Origin of the sequence: Paraburkholderia sp. J67, assembly GCF_905220265.1 — a bacterium.
In the GTDB taxonomy this organism is placed as follows: domain Bacteria; phylum Pseudomonadota; class Gammaproteobacteria; order Burkholderiales; family Burkholderiaceae; genus Paraburkholderia.
Genome location: NZ_CAJMZK010000001.1, coordinates 787,320 through 806,850 on the forward strand (window position 1 = coordinate 787,320; position 19,531 = coordinate 806,850).

Annotated in this window: 16 protein-coding genes and 1 pseudogene; 11 read left to right on the forward strand and 6 right to left on the reverse strand. The window is 65.1% G+C overall.

What is annotated here, in order from left to right:
• The first annotated feature begins 169 nt into the window (after window positions 1-169).
• Window positions 170-1,363 (forward strand): porin, encoded by a 1,194-nt coding sequence (locus U5782_RS03300; RefSeq protein ID WP_322042369.1) that lies wholly within the window; start codon window positions 170-172, stop codon window positions 1,361-1,363.
• Between the two features lie 159 nt (window positions 1,364-1,522).
• Here the strand turns inward: U5782_RS03300 and U5782_RS03305 are convergent, their stop codons facing one another.
• From U5782_RS03305 to U5782_RS03315, 3 genes are all read right to left on the reverse strand, one after another.
• Window positions 1,523-2,422 carry a LysR substrate-binding domain-containing protein gene (locus tag U5782_RS03305; RefSeq protein ID WP_322042370.1) on the reverse strand — a complete coding sequence of 300 codons (900 nt, stop codon included), beginning with the start codon at window positions 2,420-2,422 and terminating at the stop codon, window positions 1,523-1,525.
• Between the two features lie 249 nt (window positions 2,423-2,671).
• A complete protein-coding gene (locus U5782_RS03310) occupies window positions 2,672-3,136 on the reverse strand; it encodes an HU family DNA-binding protein (protein WP_103704679.1) in 465 nt (154 codons plus the stop codon).
• 359 nt (window positions 3,137-3,495) lie between these two features.
• A complete protein-coding gene (locus U5782_RS03315) occupies window positions 3,496-5,004 on the reverse strand; it encodes a PLP-dependent aminotransferase family protein (protein WP_322042371.1) in 1,509 nt (502 codons plus the stop codon).
• On the opposite strand from U5782_RS03315, the gene U5782_RS03320 reads away from it, so the two are divergent.
• From U5782_RS03320 to U5782_RS03340, 5 genes and pseudogenes are all read left to right on the forward strand, one after another.
• The gene (locus U5782_RS03320; protein WP_322042372.1) at window positions 4,993-5,136 is read left to right on the forward strand and encodes a hypothetical protein; all 144 of its coding nucleotides are present in this window, start codon (window positions 4,993-4,995) and stop codon (window positions 5,134-5,136) included. The genes U5782_RS03315 and U5782_RS03320 overlap by 12 nt on opposite strands.
• 65 nt (window positions 5,137-5,201) lie before the next feature.
• A complete protein-coding gene (locus tag U5782_RS03325) occupies window positions 5,202-5,879 on the forward strand; it encodes a DJ-1/PfpI family protein (protein WP_322042373.1) in 678 nt (225 codons plus the stop codon).
• 156 nt (window positions 5,880-6,035) lie between these two features.
• Window positions 6,036-6,374: a DUF4148 domain-containing protein gene (locus U5782_RS03330; RefSeq protein ID WP_322042374.1), complete on the forward strand. Its 339-nt coding sequence runs from the start codon at window positions 6,036-6,038 to the stop codon at window positions 6,372-6,374.
• Window positions 6,375-6,623: 249 nt separating this feature from the next.
• Window positions 6,624-8,120, forward strand: coding sequence for a DASS family sodium-coupled anion symporter (locus U5782_RS03335; RefSeq protein ID WP_322042375.1), 1,497 nt, complete (start codon window positions 6,624-6,626; stop codon window positions 8,118-8,120).
• A 38-nt stretch (window positions 8,121-8,158) separates the two neighbouring features.
• Window positions 8,159-9,206 (forward strand): annotated as a pseudogene (locus tag U5782_RS03340) (Ldh family oxidoreductase).
• Window positions 9,207-9,290: 84 nt separating this feature from the next.
• Here the strand turns inward: U5782_RS03340 and U5782_RS03345 are convergent.
• The gene (locus U5782_RS03345; protein ID WP_322042376.1) at window positions 9,291-10,463 is read right to left on the reverse strand and encodes a 4-hydroxybenzoate 3-monooxygenase; all 1,173 of its coding nucleotides are present in this window, start codon (window positions 10,461-10,463) and stop codon (window positions 9,291-9,293) included.
• A 326-nt stretch (window positions 10,464-10,789) separates the two neighbouring features.
• Here U5782_RS03345 and treF point away from each other — a divergent pair, with 326 nt between their 5' ends.
• The 3 genes from treF to U5782_RS03360 all read left to right on the forward strand — a co-directional run bounded on the left by treF (window position 10,790) and on the right by U5782_RS03360 (window position 15,927).
• Window positions 10,790-12,559: an alpha,alpha-trehalase TreF gene (gene treF, locus U5782_RS03350; protein WP_322042377.1), complete on the forward strand. Its 1,770-nt coding sequence runs from the start codon at window positions 10,790-10,792 to the stop codon at window positions 12,557-12,559.
• A gap of 385 nt (window positions 12,560-12,944) precedes the next feature.
• On the forward strand, window positions 12,945-13,853 hold the full coding sequence (locus tag U5782_RS03355; protein ID WP_322042378.1) for a glycosyltransferase family 2 protein: 909 nt from the start codon (window positions 12,945-12,947) through the stop codon (window positions 13,851-13,853).
• Window positions 13,854-13,929: 76 nt separating this feature from the next.
• Window positions 13,930-15,927: a PAS domain S-box protein gene (locus U5782_RS03360; RefSeq protein WP_322042379.1), complete on the forward strand. Its 1,998-nt coding sequence runs from the start codon at window positions 13,930-13,932 to the stop codon at window positions 15,925-15,927.
• A 51-nt stretch (window positions 15,928-15,978) separates the two neighbouring features.
• Here U5782_RS03360 and U5782_RS03365 read toward each other — a convergent pair whose 3' ends face one another.
• Both U5782_RS03365 and U5782_RS03370 read right to left on the reverse strand, forming a co-directional pair.
• Window positions 15,979-16,812, reverse strand: a complete 834-nt coding sequence (locus U5782_RS03365) for a class II glutamine amidotransferase (protein WP_322042380.1) — start codon at window positions 16,810-16,812, stop codon at window positions 15,979-15,981.
• A gap of 48 nt (window positions 16,813-16,860) precedes the next feature.
• Window positions 16,861-17,544: a MarC family protein gene (locus tag U5782_RS03370; protein ID WP_322042381.1), complete on the reverse strand. Its 684-nt coding sequence runs from the start codon at window positions 17,542-17,544 to the stop codon at window positions 16,861-16,863.
• Window positions 17,545-17,840: 296 nt separating this feature from the next.
• Here U5782_RS03370 and U5782_RS03375 point away from each other — a divergent pair, with 296 nt between their 5' ends.
• Both U5782_RS03375 and U5782_RS03380 read left to right on the forward strand, forming a co-directional pair.
• Complete coding sequence (locus U5782_RS03375; protein ID WP_322042382.1) at window positions 17,841-18,056, forward strand: DUF3311 domain-containing protein; 216 nt, start codon at window positions 17,841-17,843, stop codon at window positions 18,054-18,056.
• Entirely contained in the window at window positions 18,053-19,528 is a 1,476-nt protein-coding gene (locus U5782_RS03380; RefSeq protein ID WP_322042383.1) for a sodium:solute symporter, read from the forward strand. The genes U5782_RS03375 and U5782_RS03380 overlap by 4 nt, the downstream gene beginning before the upstream one ends.
• Window positions 19,529-19,531: the final 3 nt, after the last annotated feature.

Here is a 19,531-nt window from a genome sequence, read left to right on the forward strand (position 1 = left end):
TTCGAGAAACGAAAGAATCGCCTAATCTCCCGTATATCAAGGCCTTAGACCTCGGTGTCAGCTTTTCGCGACACTGAATTTTTTTCGGTTCTAGACATTTGCACCCCTGCGTTATTCTCCTTTCCGCAACAGCAACAATTAAATCAAACATCTGCGTGGAGAATTCTGGATGAAACGAGTCGCACTCTCGACCCTCTCGCTGGCACTGCTGGCCGCGACCGGCGTGGCACATGCACAGAGCAGCGTCACCTTGTATGGCGTGATCGATGAATCGATCCAGTGGACGCACAACCAGATGGACGCCAACGGCGCCAACAAGAACCAGATCGGCCTGGTCGGCGGCAACCTGTCGGGCAGCCGTTGGGGCCTCAAGGGCACGGAAGACCTGGGCGGCGGCCTGAAGGCGATTTTCCAGTTGGAAAGCGGCTTCAACGTCAACACGGGCAAGTTCTCGGCATTTAACGCCAGCACGATGATCTTCGGCCGTCAGGCATACGTCGGTCTGACGCAAGATCAATTCGGTACGGTCACGCTGGGCCGCCAATACGACCCGCTGGTCGACATGGTTCAGCCGCTGACGGGCGACAACTACTTCGGTAGCCAGTTCGCTACGCCGGGTGACGTCGACAACAACGACAACAGCTCGCGTACGAACAGCGCAATCAAGTACGTCTCGCCGGTTCTGGACGGCTTCCAGTTCGAAGGCATGTACGCACTGGGCGGGGTTGCTGGCGCGACCGGTTCGGGTCAAAGCTGGGGTGCGGCTGCAACGTACGGCATCGGCTCGTTCAACGCCGCTGCTGGCTACTTCCGCATGGACAACTCGTCGAACCCGGCAGACCGCCTGGCAGCATCGAACGGCGGTTGGGCGTCGGGCGCGACGTCGGACAACGTGTTCTACGACGGCAGCCAGATCACCAACTCGCTGGCTTCGGCGAAGTCGGTCGGCATTGCTTCGATCGCAACGCAGTACGTCGCAGGTCCGTTCACGTTCGGCATCCGTTACAGCAACGTGCAGTTCAAGCCGGACGGCTACTCGGCATTCCAGTCGACCGAGCGCTTCAACGTCGCTGGCGGCTTCCTCGGCTATCAGCTGAATCCGGCACTGCTGCTGGGCCTCGGCTACATCTACACGCACGCTGCGGGCGACACGTCGGCTACGTACCACCAGGTTTCGCTGGGCGCGGACTACAACCTGTCGAAGCGCACCGACCTGTACGCTGTGGCGGCTTACCAGCACGCCAACGGCACGCAGCCGGGCGAGCCGGGCGTGACCGCCGGCGCATCGATCGGTTCGTACGGCTACAACTCGGCATCGAGCTCGCAGGAAATCGTCAGCCTGGGCATCCGCCACAAGTTCTAATCGGCGGTATGAGCCGGGCGCAAGCCCGGCCACGCGACGAGACCTCGCCGCTAAAAATCACACGCTGTATCCAGAAACCAGCCTTCGGCGCGAGCCCAGGCTGGTTTTTTATTGCCCGCGTGCCTCAGTGCGAAAGATCCGGACGCGCTTTCCGCCCGATCATTTGAGCCGCGCAAGCGCGGCCGCCGCATGCTGAACGAACGCATCCGCCAGCGGCGTCACGGCCTGCTGCGCGTTCCGTACAGCGTTCACAGGCACCGCCAGCGCCGGCTCGAAACGCTTCACGGCCACGCGCGCTCCTGCAACGGCGGCCGTAATCGGATCGATCAGCGCGATCCCCATGCCCGCCTCCACCAGCGTCACGACCGCCTGCGCGAGATCCGTCTCGACGCCAGCGGCGCGCCTCACGCCACACTCCGCAAACAGCCGGTCAATACGTAACCGGGCTGGCGTGCCTGCCGCAAACGAAACGAACGCCTCCCCCTCGCAATCCACCGCGCTCAAGGTGCGCTTGCGCGCGAGACGGTGGCCGCGCGGCACGATGCCGCGCATCGGCCATTGCCCGAGGCGTTCGAGCCGCACGCCTCGCGGTGCCACAACGTCGTTCACGATGGCGAGATCGCAACGCTGGGCGGCCACGCGCTCCAGAGCCTGCAATGGGTCGAGCGTGAGCAGCGTCACGTCCACGCCCTGATGCTCATGCGCGAATGCCGCCGCGACGCGCGGCAGAAAATCGGCTGCGAACTCCGGCGCGGCCGCCACGCAAATCGCGCCACGCCGTTGCTCGCGAATCTGCGCGGCGGCCTGCACGACACGATCGAATCCGCTGAACGCACGCTCGACTTCCGCATGCAGCGCATGTGCCTGCCCTGTCGGCCACAAACGCCCTTGCCTGCGCTCGAACAGCGCGAAGCCCACATTCGATTCGAAGTCGCCGAGCAGACGGCTGACGGCCGGTTGCGATACGCCGAGTGCCTGCGCCGCACGCGTAACCGTGCGCCATTGCATCAAGGCGCGAAACGCTTCGACCTGGCGAATACTGAGTTCAGATTCAGTCATAACACGGGCACATGTTTTTTCATAAAACGCCTTGAAAACAAGGTAAAACGAAGATCAAATTCGTTAAATATTCCTTATTTATTGCCCGATATTACAGTGATTCAATCTATAACACCCAGACATGGATGCCAAGGCATGGGACTAGCCGTTTATTTGCGGACAAATAAAAATCCCCGTGGGCGCAACCGCCAACGGGGATTCCTTGGGTACTAACGCATGCCGCGGCCTGACGGCCACGGCGCGAGGCATTTAGCCTGCTGCTGCGTCCTTCAGCTTCTTCAGCGCGCGTGCCTTGACGCGAACGCTAGCCGGCTTGGCCGGGAACCAGCGCTCTGCACCCGTGAACGGGTCCTTGCCGAAGCGCTTCTTCTTCGCCGGCACAGCCTGAACGACGATCTTCAGAAGGCCCGACAGCGTGAATTCGCCAGCGCCCTTCTTGTGGACCGAACCCAGGATCGTGTCTTCCAGTGCGGCGAGCACAGCCTTCGTTGCCTTCGGCTCGACACCTGCGCGCTCAGCGACGTGAGCTGCCAGCGAGGCCTTCGTGAAGGTGTCCTTGATCGGCGACGGAGCGCCGGACGCCTTCACGGCGACCTTCTTAGCTGCGGGGGTCTTGGCTGCGGCCGTCTTGGCGGGCGCTGCTTTCTTTGCGGCAACCTTCTTGGCCGGGGCAGCAGCCTTTTTGGCAGCCACTTTCTTTGCGGAAGTCGGCATGTTTCTCCTACCAGTGTTGGTCAGTGAAGCGACGAAGCACAGCGGGATGCAAATGCTTCATCGGCGGATTCTACAAGCGTGCAAGCGTTTTGCGTCATTCTTTTGCATCGTCGATGCAAATTTTTTGTCCGAGGCCCCCTCTCGAACGCATTTCGACACCTGTTTACAGGGGTAAACGTGGTCGAACGCGAACCGTGAACGCATCGCCCACACCTGCGCGACGCGGCAACGATGCTGCGAAAACGCCACACGTATGGTGTTTTTCGCGTTCGCGCACGCTGCGCGACGGGCGTTCGACCGAGCCTCGATCGCTGTAACGGTATCTTTCATGGCTTCGATCGTGGAGTTCAGCACTCGCTTCACGCCATCTTGAGATGGGCGGCGAGCGACGTCAGCGCCGCGTCGATCTGTTCGACTTCGACCGCGCCGTAGCCAAACAGAAAGCCTTGTTGCAGCGGCGCTTTCAGATAAAACGGCGCGAGCGCATGCAAGCCGACCGACGCCGCGCGCGCCGCCGCGAGCAGCGCGGATTCGTCCGCATCCGCGACGAGACGCGCGGCCAGATGCAGGCCCGCCGTGTTCGGCATCACCGGTTCGAGCCATGCGGCAAGCGGTCCATGCAGATGCGCGAGCAGGCGCTCGCGACGCGCCGCATAGGTCTGGTGCATGCGTCGCAGGTGGCGCGCGAAGTGGCCGTTGAGCATGAAATCGGCGAGCGCGGTCTGCGTGAGCACGCAGCCGTGGCAGTCGGCGCTCTGGCGCGCGCGCATGAGCGCTCCCTTCAGCGCGCCGGGCGGCACCATGTAGCCCACCCGCAGTTCGGGGAAGATGGTCTTCGAAAACGTGCCGACGTAGGCCACCCGACCGGCGTTATCGAGGCTCTTGAGCGGTTCGAGCGAACGCCCTTCGAAGCGGTACTCGCAGTCGTAGTCGTCTTCGATCACGAGCGCGCCATGCGCCTCGGCCCATTCGAGCAGCGCCACACGCCGCGCGAGACTCATCGGCATGCCGAGCGGAAACTGGTGCGATGGTGTCACGTAGACCACGCGCGCCGCCTTCGGCAGCTTTGCGACCACCAGGCCGTCGTCGTCGACGGGCACCGGCACGACCTTCGCGCCGAGCGCGGCGAACGCTTCGCGCGCGGGCGGATAGCCTGGGTCTTCGACGGCGATCGTGTCTCCCGGGCGCAGCGTCACGCGCGCGAGCAGGGCGAGCGCCTGCTGCGCGCCCTGCGTGACGATCACGTCGTCCCAGTTGCTCGCCACGGCACGGTTGAACGCGAGATAGCGCGACACGGCGAGACGCAACTTCTCTTCGCCCGCCGGATCGCGATACGCACCCTGGCCACGCGCCTGAACGCGCAAGGCGTCGTTGATGCAGCGGCGCCACACGTCGAAGGGAAAGCGTGTTTTGTCGGTCACGCCGCCCGCGAAATCGCAGGCAAGACGCGGATCGGGGCGCGGCATCGGGAGCGCTTCGGGCTGTGTCTGCCACCACGGCTGAGCAGGCGCACCGTGCACCGCGTGCGCATCGCCATCGTCGGGCGCGCGCGACGCTGCGCGAGTGCCAGCCTCGGCTGCGCGTATCTGCGCGTTGGGATGTCCCGGCGCGCGTGCGGGCAGGCTCTCCAATGTCCCGGCGACGAAGGTGCCGGAGCCGCGCCGCGCGACCAGATAGCCTTCGGCGAGCAGCCGCTCGAACACGTCGAGCGTGGTCTTGCGCGAGACGCCGAGTTGATCCGCGAGGTCGCGCGTGGACGGCAGCCGCGTGCCGCCCGCGAGCCGCCCCTCGACGATGCGTTCGCGCAATTGCCGGTAGATCTGGCCGGCGAGATCGCGCCGGCCGGACACGGTGACATGAAGATCCATGTTGGGAGTGACGGTTTTTTCGTAGGGATGTTTCGCAAGATGCTGGCACAAATGCTGGCACAAACGCGCACGGCGCTGGCAGCTTTTGCGCGCTTTTTGGCGCTTGCGCGCACCTTGGGCTGCGTAAAGTGAAGATAAGCGGGCTGCCTCGCCACGCGGTTCGCCCCTCCTCTCATCGTGACTTCAGGGCTATTTCCATGACGCTTCAGATCGGCTTTCTGCTTTTCCCTCAAGTTCAGCCGCTCGACCTCTGCGGCCCCTACGACGTGCTCGCCTCGATGCCGGACACCGCCGTGCGGCTCGTCTGGAAGACGCGCGTGCCGCTCATGTCGGCAACCGGCATGCTGCTCACACCCGATACCGTGTTCGACGATTGTCCGCCGCTCGATGTGCTCTGCGTGCCGGGTGGCAGCGGCGTGGCCGCGCTGATGGAAGACGAGGCGACGCTCGCCTTCGTGCGACGCCAGGCGCACAACGCGCGCTACATCACCTCCGTGTGCACCGGCTCGCTCGTGCTGGGCGCGGCGGGTCTGCTGCGCGGTCGCCGCGCCACCACGCACTGGGCCTTCCACTCGCTGCTCGAACCGTTCGGCGCGATCCCCGTTAGAGAGCGCGTCGTGCGCGACGGCACGCTGATCACCGGCGGCGGCATCACTGCCGGCATCGACTTCGCGCTCACGCTCGCCGCGGAACTGATTGGCGCCGAGGCCGCGCAGGCGCTGCAACTCGAACTCGAATATGCACCCGCACCGCCCTTCGACGCAGGCAGTCCGGAGCGCGCGCCGGCCGCCGTGGTGGAGCGCGTGCGCGCCCTCAACGCGGCGACGCTCGCGCAACGCGCGCAAATCGTCGAGCGCATCACGGCGAGCCGCTGAAATCAAGGCCATCAAGCCAGGGTCGGCACTTGCTACCGCGTTTTGCAAGGATCGTATACATTGAGCCCCGGGGCGCGGCGTTTGTCGCGCCGCTTCTCGTTAGCAGCACCCACCTCGAATCCAGCAGCACAAACCAACCAAGCAAGAGGGGTTTCAATGCGTTCCATCACCAGCAAGCTGACTCTCGCCGCGGCCACCGCCGCATTCCTGCTCGGCGCCACCGCGCCCGCCTTCGCCCAGGACGCTAGCGCGCCCGCAGCAATGGCACCGGCCGCTGCGGCTTCGGCTCCGCTCACCAAGGAGCAGAAGGCCGCCGCGAAGAAGCAGGCCAAAGCGCAACGCAAGGCCGAACGCAAGGCCGCTCGCGCCAAGAACAACGCCGAGCTGAAGAAGCTGGAAGATGCGGGCTACAAGCCGGCAAACAACGATCCGAACTACCCGCAGAACCTTCAGGATGCGGAGAAGAAAGCCGCAGCCAAGGGCGCCAGCCAGTAAGTTCGCAGTCGTCTGGCAAGATCGAATCGCGTAGTTGATTCACACGGTCGATTTACGCGGTCGATCGAACTAGCCAGCAACCAGCAGTACGGACCGGCATCGCGCCGGTCTCGTCACCCTCCCCCCGCTCTCTGCGCCCCCTCCCCGCCGTTCGCGTTCCCCGCCGCACCATTACAGCGCACCTACAACGCACGACCGTTTCCGTTATGGGACGATGCCCGACGTGCCGATCCCCTTGGAGCGCCTCGTATGAACGCAGCGAAACCTGAGGCAAGCGCCGTACAGGCGCAGAAAAAGCCGGGCATTCCGCTTGGTCTGATCGCGGGTGTGATCGCCCTTGTCGTCGTGTTGCTGCTGCCGCTGCCCGCGAGCCTGCCCGTGGCCGGTCAGCGCATGCTGGCGATCCTCGCGTTCGCCGTGGTCGTGTGGCTCACCGAGGCGGTCTCGTACGAAGCGAGCGCCATCATCATCACCTCGCTGATGGCCTTTCTCGTGGGCACCGCGCCCACCATCGACGATCCCACGCAGCTCTACGGCACCTCCAAAGCCATCACCATGGCGCTCGCGGGCTTCTCGAACTCCGCGCTCGCGCTGGTGGCGGGCGCACTCTTCATCTCCGCGGCGATGACCGTCACCGGGCTCGACAAGCGCATCGCGCTCGTCACGCTCTCGCTGATCGGCACCACCACGCGGCGCATCCTGCTCGGCGCGATTGCCGTAACCATCGTGCTCTCGCTCGTGGTGCCGAGCGCCACGGCGCGCAGCGCCTGCGTGGTGCCGATCATGGTCGGCGTGATCTCGGCCTTCGGGGTGGAGAAGCGCTCGAACATCGCGGCCGGCATCATGATCGTCGTGGCGGAAGCCACCAGTATCTGGAACGTGGGCATCCAGACCGCCGCCGCGCAGAATCTGCTGACCGTGGGCTTCATGGACAAGATGCTGGGCGCGCGCGTCACCTGGCTCGACTGGCTGATCGCGGGCGCGCCGTGGGCGCTCGTGATGTCGGCGATCCTCTTCGTGCTGGTGCTCAAGATGCTGCCGCCCGAAGCCGATGCCATCGCGGGCGGCAAGGAAGCCGTCGAAGCCTCGCTGCGCGAACTCGGCCCCATGACCGGGCCGCAAAAACGCCTGCTGGGCGTCTCCATCGGGTTGCTGTGCTTCTGGGCTACCGAAGGCAAGCTGCATTCGTTCGACACCACCTCGGTCACTTACGTGGGGCTCGTGCTGCTGCTCCTGCCGCGCTTTGGCGTGATGGACTGGAAGACGGTGCAAAACCGCATTCCGTGGGGCACGGTGATCGTGTTCGGCGTGGGCATCAGTCTCGGCACGGCGCTCTTGACGACCAAGGCGGGCCAGTGGCTCGGCGAGCTCGTCGCGCATCACACCGGGCTCGACACCGCCGGGCCGTTCATGGCGTTTGCGATCCTCGCGGCGTTTCTCGTGGTCATCCACCTGGGTTTTGCGAGCGCCACCGCGCTCACCTCGGCCATGTTGCCGATCCTGATCGCGGTGCTGCAATCGATGTCGGGCGACTTCAACCGGCTGGGCGTGGCGATGCTGCTCGGTTACACCGTGAGTTTCGGCTTCATCCTGCCGATCAACGCACCGCAGAACATGGTGTGCCTCGCGACCGAAACGTTCACCGCGAAGCAGTTCGCGCGCGTCGGCATCGTGCTGACCGTGATCGGCTATCTGATGCTGCTGCTGTTCGCCGCAACCTGGTGGCGCTGGCTCGGCTGGATCTGAGCACGCGGTACGGCAGCAAGACTTGAAAGGAACCGCTCATGCAAGTCTCGATCGACGACGCGCGCCGTTTCGCCACCGACGTGCTCACGCGTCTATCCATCCCCGCCGACATCGCCGCCGATGTCGCCGACCATCTGATCGAATCGGATCGCGTGGGCTATTCGAGCCACGGCCTGTCGATCCTGCCGAATTACCGGCGCGTGCTCGCAGCGGGTTTCGTGACGCCCAACGGACGGCCCGAGCGCGTGGTCGATCGCGGTGCGCTGCTGGCCTACGACGGTCACAGCGGCTTCGGCCAGCACGTAGGCAAGATCGTGATGGAGGACGCCATCGCGCGCGTGCGCGAGCATGGCCAGTGCGTGGTCACGCTGCGTCACAGCCATCATCTGGGGCGCATGGGCCACTATGGCGAGATGGTCGCGGAGCAGGGTTTCGTGCTGCTGGCGTTCACGAATGTCGTGAACCGGCCGCCCATCGTCGCACCGTTCGGGGGGCGCGAGGCGCGTCTCACGACCAATCCGCTCTGTTTCGCGGGGCCGCTGCCGGGCGGACGGCCGCCCTTCGTGGTGGATATCGCGACCAGCGCGATCGCCGTGAACAAGGCACGCGTGCTCGCCGAAAACGGCCGCGAGGCGCCGACCGGCTCCGTCATCGACGCCGACGGCCAACCCACCACCGATCCCAACGTGCTGTTTACGGAGCCGCCCGGCGCGCTGCTGCCGTTCGGCGCGCACAAGGGCTATGCGCTCGGCCTCGTCGCTGAACTGCTCGCGGGCGTGCTCTCGGGCGGCGGCACGATCCATCCCGACAATCCGCGTAATGGTGTCGCGCACAACAATATGTTCGCGCTGGTGCTCGATCCACAGGTGGATTTCAACGCGACCCTCGCAGGAAGTGGCCAGCTTTCTCGACTATTTGCTGAGTTGCCCGCCGCAGGATCCTTCACAGCCCGTGCAATATCCAGGCGAATACGAGGCGAACAATCGCGCACGCCATCAGACCACGATCGAGCTGCCCGATTCGGTGCGCAAGCCATTTGCGGATCTCGCGGCGGAGTTCGGCGTGGCGTCGGTGACGGCGCTTTAGATCCGCTTTTTAGCGCGGCGTGGAGGTAAAAAGGGGCGCTAATCTGCGCCCCTTTTGCGTTGCTAAAGTGCTCTACCTGATGGCTTAAACCGCCACCGCACCCACGTAGTTCTCGGCCATCGACATCGCCGCCGCGCGCGAGGTCGTCACGTGCTCCAGTTCCGCGACCTGTAGACGCTGCTCGAACGGCGTGGCGTCGTCGAGGCGGTGCATCATGCGCGTCATCCAGTACGAGAAGTGCTCGGCGCGCCAGATGCGGCGCAGCGCGGTTTCGCTATAGGCGTCGAGCAGATCCGTGCGGCTTTCCTTGTAGAACGCGTCCAGCGCCGCGGTCAGCACACGCACGTCCGACACCGCCAGATTGAGCCCCTTCGCGCCCGTGGGCGGCACGATATGCGCCGCGTCGCCCGCCAGGAAAAGGCGGCCGTGCTGCATCGTCGTCGAAACGAAGCTGCGCATGCCGACGATGTTCTTCTGGAAGATCTTGCCTTCGACCACCTGATGACCTTCTTCCGAATCGACACGGGCGTGCATTTCGGCCCAGATGCGATCGTCGGACCAGTTATCGACGTTGTCTTTCGGATCGCACTGGAAATACATGCGCTGCACGTTGGGCGAACGCGTGCTGACGAGCGCGAAGCCGCGATCGTGGCGCGCGTAGATCAGTTCATCCGACGACGGCGGCGCTTCCACGAGGATGCCGAACCAGCCGAACGGGAACACACGCTCGTAATCCTGGCGCAGCGCGGCGGGAATGGCCGCGCGCGAGACGCCTTGCGAGCCGTCGCAGCCAATCACGTAATCGCAATGCAGCGTGTGCTGCTCGCCTTCGTGCTCGAAGCGGATCGAGGGCGCGTCGGTGTCGATGCCATGGATCGAGGTGTTCGAGACGCTGAAGAACAGCTTGCCGTCGGCGGCCACACGCGCCGCGACGAGGTCCTTGAGCACTTCGTGCTGCGCGTAGACCGTGATGGCCTTGCCCGTGAGTTCGGTGAGATCGATGCGGCGGCGCTTGCCTTCGAACGCCAGTTCGAAGCCGTGGTGCAGCGCGCCTTCGGCTTTCATGCGCGCGCCGACGCCGGCTTCGGTGAGGATATCCATGGTGCCCTGTTCGAGCACACCGGCGCGAATCGTCGATTCGATCTGCTCGCGGCTACGCATTTCGAGCACGACGGAGTCGATGCCGCGCAGATGGAGAAGATGGGAAAGCAGCAGGCCCGCGGGCCCCGCGCCGATGATGCCAACCTGGGTGCGCATGATGGTGTCTCCATGTTTGCGTTGATTTTTGGCAAGTTTGGCTGCGGCATAAGGTATCGCGCAACGCGATATAGAGAATAGGCACTATCCATATTTGAGATAACGCGACGACGCGCTTCGTTTGCTTTCGTGCGGATACGAAAAAATCGTCGCTCGCCGCTCCGATCGGAAACCCATGAGCGCAAACTCGATTCGCGCGCAACCAATTCCCGCCGCATGGGCGAACAGGGGCGGAACAGAAATTGCTGCGCCACAGCGTTTTTGCCGGCGACACGGTCGCGCGCCGGCATCCGCCCTTCTGCCAACAATCACCGCGAGCCATGCCGATGCCGTTTTCAACGCTCTCCAGCCTCAAACCCGACGCCCTGCCCCTCATCCGCACGCGCCGCTGCGTCGTCGCGCTGATCGCGGCGCTGCCGCTCGCCTGCGCAACGCTTCCCGCTTTCGCGCAAACCGCCGCGCCCCTGCCGGCGTCCGTTTCTGCATCCGTCACTGCGCCAAAACCGCCATCGGAACTCTTCGGCCAGCTCTATCGCGACGTCGAACTCGCTCAGGTCTTCCCCGACAGCAAAACCTTCGCCGACATGGTGCCGAACGACGACCCCACGAAAATCGTCGCCGAATACGAGGTCTGGAGCGCGCGCAACGCTGGAATCACGGCCCCGGACGCACGCAAGGCGGCGCTGCGCGAGTTCGTCGCGCAGCATTTTTCCGATCAGAAACAGACCGAAGATCACTATGTTTCCGACCCGAATCAGAACGTCGTCAGCCACATCGACACGCTCTGGGACGTGCTGCGCCGCAACCCCGACACCGCCCAGCAGCCGTATTCGTCGCTATTGCCGCTGCCCAGGCCTTATGTCGTGCCAGGCGGGCGTTTCAATGAGATTTACTACTGGGATTCGTACTTCATCATGCTCGGCCTGGAGGCGAGCGGGCGCCACGATCTCACGCGCGACGAGCTCGATAATTTCGCTGCCCTGATCGATCGCTACGGCCATATTCCGAACGGCAACCGCAGCTACTACCTGAGCCGCTCGCAACCGCCGTTTTTCGCGCAGATGGTGGCGCTCGTTGCGCAACGCGACGGCGATGCGACCTACGTGCGCTATCTGCCCGAACTGCGCAAGGAATACGACTACTGGATGGCAGGCGCGGACACGCTCAAACCGGGCGAAGCGACGCGCCACGTCGTGCGCCTGGCTGACGGCACGCTGCTCAACCGCTATTGGGACGCGCGCGACACGCCGCGCGACGAGTCGTACCGCGAAGACGTGCTGACCGCGCAGAGCGCACCGCAGCGCAGCGCGCCCGACGTTTGGCGCAATCTGCGCGCGGGCGGCGAAACAGGCTGGGATTTCAGCTCGCGCTGGCTGGCCGACGGCCGCACGCTCGCGACCATCGACATCACCTCGCTTGTGCCCGTCGATCTCAATTCGCTACTGGTCGATCTCGAACGCACCCTCGCCAAAGCCTACGGTTTACAGGGCGACGCTACCGAGGCACAGCAGATGAACGAGCGCGCGCAGCAACGCAGCGCCGCGATCGGCCGCGTGCTCTGGGACCCGCAGTTGCATGCCTTCAGCGACTACGATTTCGTGCACGGTACGCTCACGCACCGGCTGACGGCCGCGACGGTTTATCCGCTCTATGCGGGGGTCGCGACGCGCACGCAGGCGCATCAGGTTGCGGGCGCGGTACGCGCGGGGCTGCTGCGTCCGGGCGGTCTCGCCACGACCCAGGAGTCGAGCGGGCAGCAGTGGGACGAGCCCAACGGCTGGGCGCCGCTGCAATATCTCGCCGTGACCGGCCTGCGCCGCTACGGCGAAAACGCGCTCGCGCAAACCCTCGCGACGCGCTGGATCGCCACGAATCTCGTCTACTACCAGCGCACGCACAAACTGGTCGAGAAATACGACGTGAGCGCGGCGGCGGCGAAGGCTTCATCGGCGGGTGGCGGCGAATATCCGTTGCAGGACGGCTTCGGCTGGACCAACGGCGTGCTGCGCGTCCTCCTGACGATGTATCCGCATTCGGAAAACCTGTCGGCCGCGCGGGCCTCCAGCGTGCCGAAGGCGGCGGCGCCCGCGCGCTGAAGCGCACCAGGAGATGCCGCGCCACGCGGTATCGCCGTGAAAAAGCGCACGGGTACGGCACATGCGTGCCACAGAGCATGCGAGCCGTGCCGTGCGCCGCGCTCCCGCAATGCAGCATCGTTCGTGCCAATGGGCGATCCAGGCCCTCCCCGCAAGGTGCAAGGCGCCCGGCATCGGCGTATGCTCAAACAACCCCGCAGAGCGATCTGCATGCGGGCCTCCGGCTCGCGCCGTCCGCAACGCGATGGAAGATGGAACCGCGATGAACGCCTCCGCTCCCGCTCCTGGCGCCTCCGGCGCCCCCAGTGCCCCGTCTGCCCCGCCCCCCCAATCGGGAGCCAGCTCGGGCTCCAGTCCCGCCAAACCGTCCGGTCCGCGCATCTCCGTGGTCGTGCTCACCCGCAACCACGTGCGCCAGACCGTCGATACCGTCGCGCGCCTCACCGCGCTGCCCGAGTCTCCTTACGTGATCGTGGCCGACAACGGTTCGACCGATTCCACCATCAGCCTGCTCGCCTCGCTGTTTCCGCAGGTGCGCATCGTCCAGGGACTGGGCGACCGCGGCATGGCGGGCTTCAATCGCGCCGTCGCGCTCGCGCCGACCGAATACGTGGCCTGCTGCGACGACAGCACCTGGTTCGCGCCCGGCGCACTGGCCTACGCAGCGCAATTGCTCGACGAACACCCCGAGGTGGCCGTGCTTAACGCGCGCGTGGTCGGCAACGACGAGCGCGAAATCCACCCCGCCTGCCTGATGCTCAACGCCACGTCTCCCGGCGACGAAGATCTGCCCGGCCCCTCGCTCGCGAACTATATGGCGGGCGCCTGCATCTTCCGCACGCGTGTTTTCCGCGCGCTCGGCGGCTACGAGGAACGGCTGTCGCATGGCGGCGCCGAAGAACTCGCCGCGCTCGACGTGCTCGCCGCCGGTCATTCGATCGTCTATTGCGAATCGGCGCTCGCGCACCGCGAACCGCTCTATCTCTGGCTCACGCGCGCGCAACACTGCACGCATGCGCGCAATTCCGCGTGGGTCGCGTGGATGCGCCTGCCCGTGCGCGATGCGCTCGCCGCCACCGGCCGCGCACTGGTCATCTTTGCGCGTCAGCGCTCGCTCGGCCCGGCCGGCTTCTCGCTGCTGCGCGGCGCATTCTGGACCTTGCGCCGCCGCCGCGTCGCCCCGGCACACGTCGTGCTGCTCACCCGCCAGGTGCGCCGCGCCGAGCGCCTGGTGCGCGCCGGCATCCCCGCCATGGCCGAAAAGTACGACCGCGCCGGTCAACGCGCATGGTAAGCTGCGCGGCGCGGTACGCGGCGCACCGCGAGCGCGCGCGGCCGGCCCCAGTGTTTCTCACAGAACTCAAAGGACCATGACCCAGTCCGACTCCGCGACGCCACCCGATGCCGACCTGTCTTCGGAAGGCCATAGCGGGCGCCGCTTCGAAGCGCTCGTGCAGCCTATCGAGGACTACGCGATCTTCCTGCTCGACCCGCAAGGCCATGTGGTGAGCTGGAACCGGGGCGCCGAGCGCATCAAGGGCTACGCGGCGCACGAAATCATCGGCCAGCACTTCTCCCGTTTCTATACCGACGAGGCCAACGCGCGCCGCTGGCCCGAGCACGAACTCGAACAGGCCGCCCTGCACGGCCGCTTCAACGACGAAGGCTGGCGCGTGCGCAAGGACGGCTCGATGTTCTGGGCCAACGTGGTGATTACCGCGCTGCGCGAGCACGACGGCTCGCTCACGGGCTTCGCCAAGGTCACCCGCGATCTCACCGCCGAGCGTCGTCAGGTCGAGGCGCTGCGCCTCTCCGAAGAGCGCTTTCGCCTGCTGGTGGAAAGCGTGAGCGACTACGCGATCTTCATGCTCGACCCGCAGGGCCGCGTGGTGAGCTGGAACAGCGGCGCGACCAACCTCAAGGGCTACCGGCCCGCCGAAATCGTCGGCCAGCATTTTTCCGTGTTCTATCCGCCCGACGATATCGCGGCGGGTGTGCCCGAGCGCGAACTGCGCCGCGCCGCCGAGCTGGGCCGCTGCGTCAACGAGGGCTGGCGCGTGCGCAAGGACGGCTCGATGTTCTGGGCCAACGTCACGCTCACGGCGATTCACGACGCGCACGGACGGCTGACCGGCTTCGCCAAGGTCACGCGCGACATGACCGAAAGCCGCCGCACCGACGAGCTCGAACATTCGGGCGAGCAGATGAAGCAATTCCTCGCCATGCTCGCGCACGAACTGCGCAACCCGCTGGCGCCGGTGCGCAACGCCGTCGCCACCCTGCGTCTGATGAGCGTGCAAAACCCCGAAATCGAGCGCGCGCGCGACTTGATCGACCGCCAGATCGTGCATCTCACGCGTCTGGTCGACGACCTCCTCGACGTGGGCCGCATCACCTCCAACAAGATCGAGCTGCGCGAAACGCCGCTCGATCTGCGCGAGGTGGTCAAGGACGCCGTCGAAGCCGCGCAGCCGTTCACGTCGGCGCGCAGCCAGCGCGTGGAAACCGCGTTGCCCGCGTTGCCGCTGCCGATGACCGGCGACCACACGCGTCTCGTGCAAGTCCTGCAGAACCTGCTGCACAACGCTTCGAAGTTTTCGCCCGAGCGCAGCCTCATCGCCATCGAGGTGCAACCTGCCGGGCGCGGCGTGCAGATCCGCGTGCGCGACGAAGGGCGCGGACTGCGGCCCGAAACCGTCGAATCGATCTTTGGCCTGTTCAGCCAGGACCGCTCGATGCCGGGGCCGAGCGAGAACGGTCTGGGCATTGGCTTGATGCTGTGCCGCTCGCTCGTCGAGCTGCACGGCGGCACGATTTCCGCGTCCAGCGACGGTCCTGGCGCGGGCAGCACCTTCACGATCCGTTTGCCGCTCGAGCGCGCGAGCAACCCGGCGTATGGGGAGTTGCCGGTCGAAGGGCTGATCAGCACGGTCGGCCAACCCGTACTCGCGCACGACGAGTCGATGCCGCTGCGCGTACTCGTGGTGGACGACAACCGCGATTCCGCCGATAGCCTCGCGATGCTGCTCGAACTGAAGGGCCACGATGTGCGCGTCGCCTATAGCGCCGCTCAGGCGCGCGAGTGGGTCGAGCGCTTCACGCCCGATGCCGCGCTGATCGACATCGCCATGCCCGAGATCGACGGCTACGCGGCGCTGCGCGACCTGCGCACGCTGGAGTCGCTCGCGCACACGTTGTTCGCCGCGATGACGGGTTTCGGTCAGGCCGCCGATGTGGAACTGTCACGTACCGCGGGCTTCGAAATGCACCTCGTCAAGCCGGTGGATGTGAAACTGTTCGACGAAGTGCTCGCCCGCGCGGCGGCACGGCGCGCGGCGCGCGCGACCGATCTGTCACTGCCGCGCTGAGCCGGCGCGCCGGGCGGCGCGTCAAGCCCGATCAGGGCCAATCAACGCCAATCAAGGTGCAACCGGTTTGAAATCGCGGTATTCGATCTGCGCGCCGCGCACCACGATCGCGGTGGATTCGGGCACCTCGGCCCACGCCTCCGGCAAATCGACGATCGGCTCGGACACCAGCAGATAAGCGTCCTCGCCCACGGCCGCGATGCGCGGATCCTCGGGATACAGCTCCCGCAGATGCTTGAACGACGTGCTATGAAACAGCGAACGCGAATTGCGCTCGCTCGAATAGCGCACCGCGACGATCTGCTCGCCGTCGCTCGCATACACCGTCATGTTGAGGGCCGGCTCGATGCCGTGCTTTTGCGCAGTGGCCTCGACGAAACCCGCCATGCGCTCGAGCGCCGGCACCGGGTCGAGTTCGAGCCCGAACGTCATCGCCAGATAGAACATGACCTCCGAATCGGTCGAGCCTTCGAGCGCGTTGAAACGCCCCGGGTCGATCGCGAGGAGCAATTCGCGCCGCACGAGCGGAAAGCTGCGAATCAGCCCGTTGTGCGCGAACATCCAGCGGCGGTGCCGGAACGGATGGCAGTTGGTCTCCTGCACCGGCGTATGCGTGGCGGCGCGAATATGGGCGACGAACATCGGCGCGTGGACGGCTCGCGCCAGTTCGTGCAGATTGCGGTCGTTCCAGGCCGGATGCACGCTGCGATAGCGATAGGGAATATCGTGCGGATGCTGATACCAGCCAAGCCCGAAGCCATCGCCATTGGTCGTGGTGGCGCCAAGCGTCGAATGCAGACTCTGGTCGATCAGTGAATGGCGCGCGCGAAACAGCACCGTTTCGAGCGAAATCGGATTACCCGTGTAAGCAAGCCAGCGGCACATCGTTGTCTCCTCGATCAACCTGGCGGCCGGGCATGCCCGTGCCGCCGCTCAGCCCCCCGCGTGCAGCCCGGCAGCGATCGGCGTGAGAAAGCCGGTCAGCCCGGTGAGAATAATCTGCACACCGATACACAACAGCAGGAACGACGACACGCGCATGGCCACACGCGTGCCTTCCACGCCCAGATAGTGCGCAAGACGCGCGGCGCGGCTGTAAACGTAATAGATCACCAACATGACAAGCAGCGAAATCGCCACCGACGCGATGCTCGACAGCAGCCACGCCGACAGCTTGTGCGTGCGGTTCGCATTGAGCGCAATGGCCGTGGCGATCGAGCCGGGGCCGGTGGTCAGCGGCACCGTCAGCGGAAAGAAAGCCTTGCCGCTCGCCGACCACGGGCTGACTGGCTTGACCATCGGATCGCTCGCCGCGGGCGGTTCGGGCTCGGGCGCATTGAGCATCTGCCAGCCGCTCACGGCCACGGCGAGACCCCCGCCAATACGCAGCGCCTCCATCGAAATACCGAAGAAATGCAGGATGGGCGTGCCGACGAAAAAGGCCACCAGCAGCACGAGACTGGCATTGATGGCGACACGCTTGGCGAGCAGGCGGCGCTCTTCGTCGCTCAGCGACGCCGTGCGATCGAGAAAAACAAAGGCGATGCCGATGGGGTTAATGATGCTGATCAGTCCGGTGAAACCGAACAGGATGTCTGAAATCAGGCTCTCGATCATGAAGGCGATCCGGAAAACGGGGCGAGTGCCGCGAGCGGCGCGCAGTCTTTGCGCGCGCAGGCCGCCGGGTGCGTGAAGTGTAACTGGATCGGCCGACGCCGTGCCCGGTGGATGCCCGTGCGCGTGCACGGAATGGGCTTGCACGGTGACGCGGTGCACCACGCAGACGAGCTGGCGAGACAGGTCTTGCGGTCGCGATCCTGGGATTTTTGGCGGCTTTACGGGGCGCATTCACGGGCATAGAGTGATTGATCGAACCCGGTCGCGACGTCCCCCTTTTACAAAAAGGAGTTGCCATGTCACTGAGGTTGCTCGCAGCGCTTCCCTTTATCGGCATCCTTTTGGGCGTGCCGTTCGTCAACCGCACCGAGCCGCTCGTGCTCGGCATGCCGCTGGTGCTGGCGTGGATCGTCATGTGGGTCGTGCTGACGTCGGTGATCATGGCCATCGTCTACCGGCTCGACCCGACCAACCGCATCCCGCTCGACGCGGACGGCGAGGTGCGGGCATGAGCGCACTCATCATCATCGCGGCGATCACACTGGTCGCGCTTTTTCTGGGCATGCGGGCGCGACGCGGCCACGACATGAGCCTCGAACAATGGTCGGTGGGCGGACGCAGCTTCGGCACCGCGTTCGTCTTCCTGCTGATGGCGGGCGAGATCTACACCACCTTCACCTTCCTGGGCGGCAGCGGTTTCGCTTACGGCAAAGGCGCGCCCGTCTACTACATCCTCGCCTACGCAACGCTTGCGTACATCCTCTCGTACTGGATGCTGCCGCCCATCTGGCGCTTCGCGAAGCAGCACCGGCTCATGTCGCAACCTCACTTCTTCGCACGCAAGTACAACAGCCCCGCGCTGGGTGTGCTGGTGGCCTGCGTGGGCGTGCTCGCGCTCGTACCGTATCTCGTGCTGCAACTGAAGGGGCTCGGCATCATCGTGACGACGGCTTCCTACGGCGCGATTTCGTCGACGGCCGCGATCTGGATCGGCGCGACCGTGGTGACGGCCTACGTGATCGTCTCGGGCGTGCGTGGCTGCGCGTGGAATTCCGTCGTGAAAGACACGATGATTCTTGCCATCGCCATCTTTCTGGGCATTTATCTGCCGATTCATCACTACGGCAGCATGGCCGGGATGTTCCACGCCATCGACGCCGCGAAGCCCGGCTTCCTCACCTTCCCCGCCAAAGGTCAGAGCGTGACGTGGTTCCAGTCCACCGTGCTGCTCACGGCGCTGGGCTTTTTCATGTGGCCGCATACGTTCGGCTCGGTCTATACCGCGAAAAACGAACGCATCTTCCGCCGCAATGCTGCGATCCTGCCGCTGTATCAGCTGATTCTGCTGTTCGTGTTCTTCTGCGGCTTCGCGGCCGTGCTCAAGGTGCCGGGCCTCAAGGGCGGCAATATCGACCTGTCGTTGTTCCGCCTCGCGCTACAGACCTTCGATCCGTGGTTCGTGGGCGTGATCGGCGCGGCGGGCGTGCTCACGGCGCTCGTGCCGGGATCGATGATCCTCACGACGGCCTCCACACTCATCGCCAACGACGTGTATCGCGGCGCCATGATGAAACAGGCCGACGATGCCCGTGTAGCGAATCTGGCGCGCTTCCTGGTGCCGGTGATCGCGCTGGTGGCCGTGGGCTTCACGCTCAATGGCGGCGAGACCATCGTGGCGCTCTTGCTGATGGGCTATAACTTCGTGACGCAGCTATTTCCGGCACTGGTGTGCAGCCTCTCGCCGCGCAATCGCGTGACGAAACAAGGGGCGTTCTGCGGGATCTTCTCGGGCGTGCTGGTCGTGGTGCTCACCACGGTCACGCATGTGAGCGTCGCGCAACTGATTCCTTTCGCGCCGGACGCGCTCAAGGACATCAATATCGGCTTTCTGGCACTGGGCGTGAATATCATCGTGCTCGCTGCCGTGAGCGTGGTCACGCAGCCGCGCACGCATATCGATCACAAGCATGCCGGCGCGCATTGATTG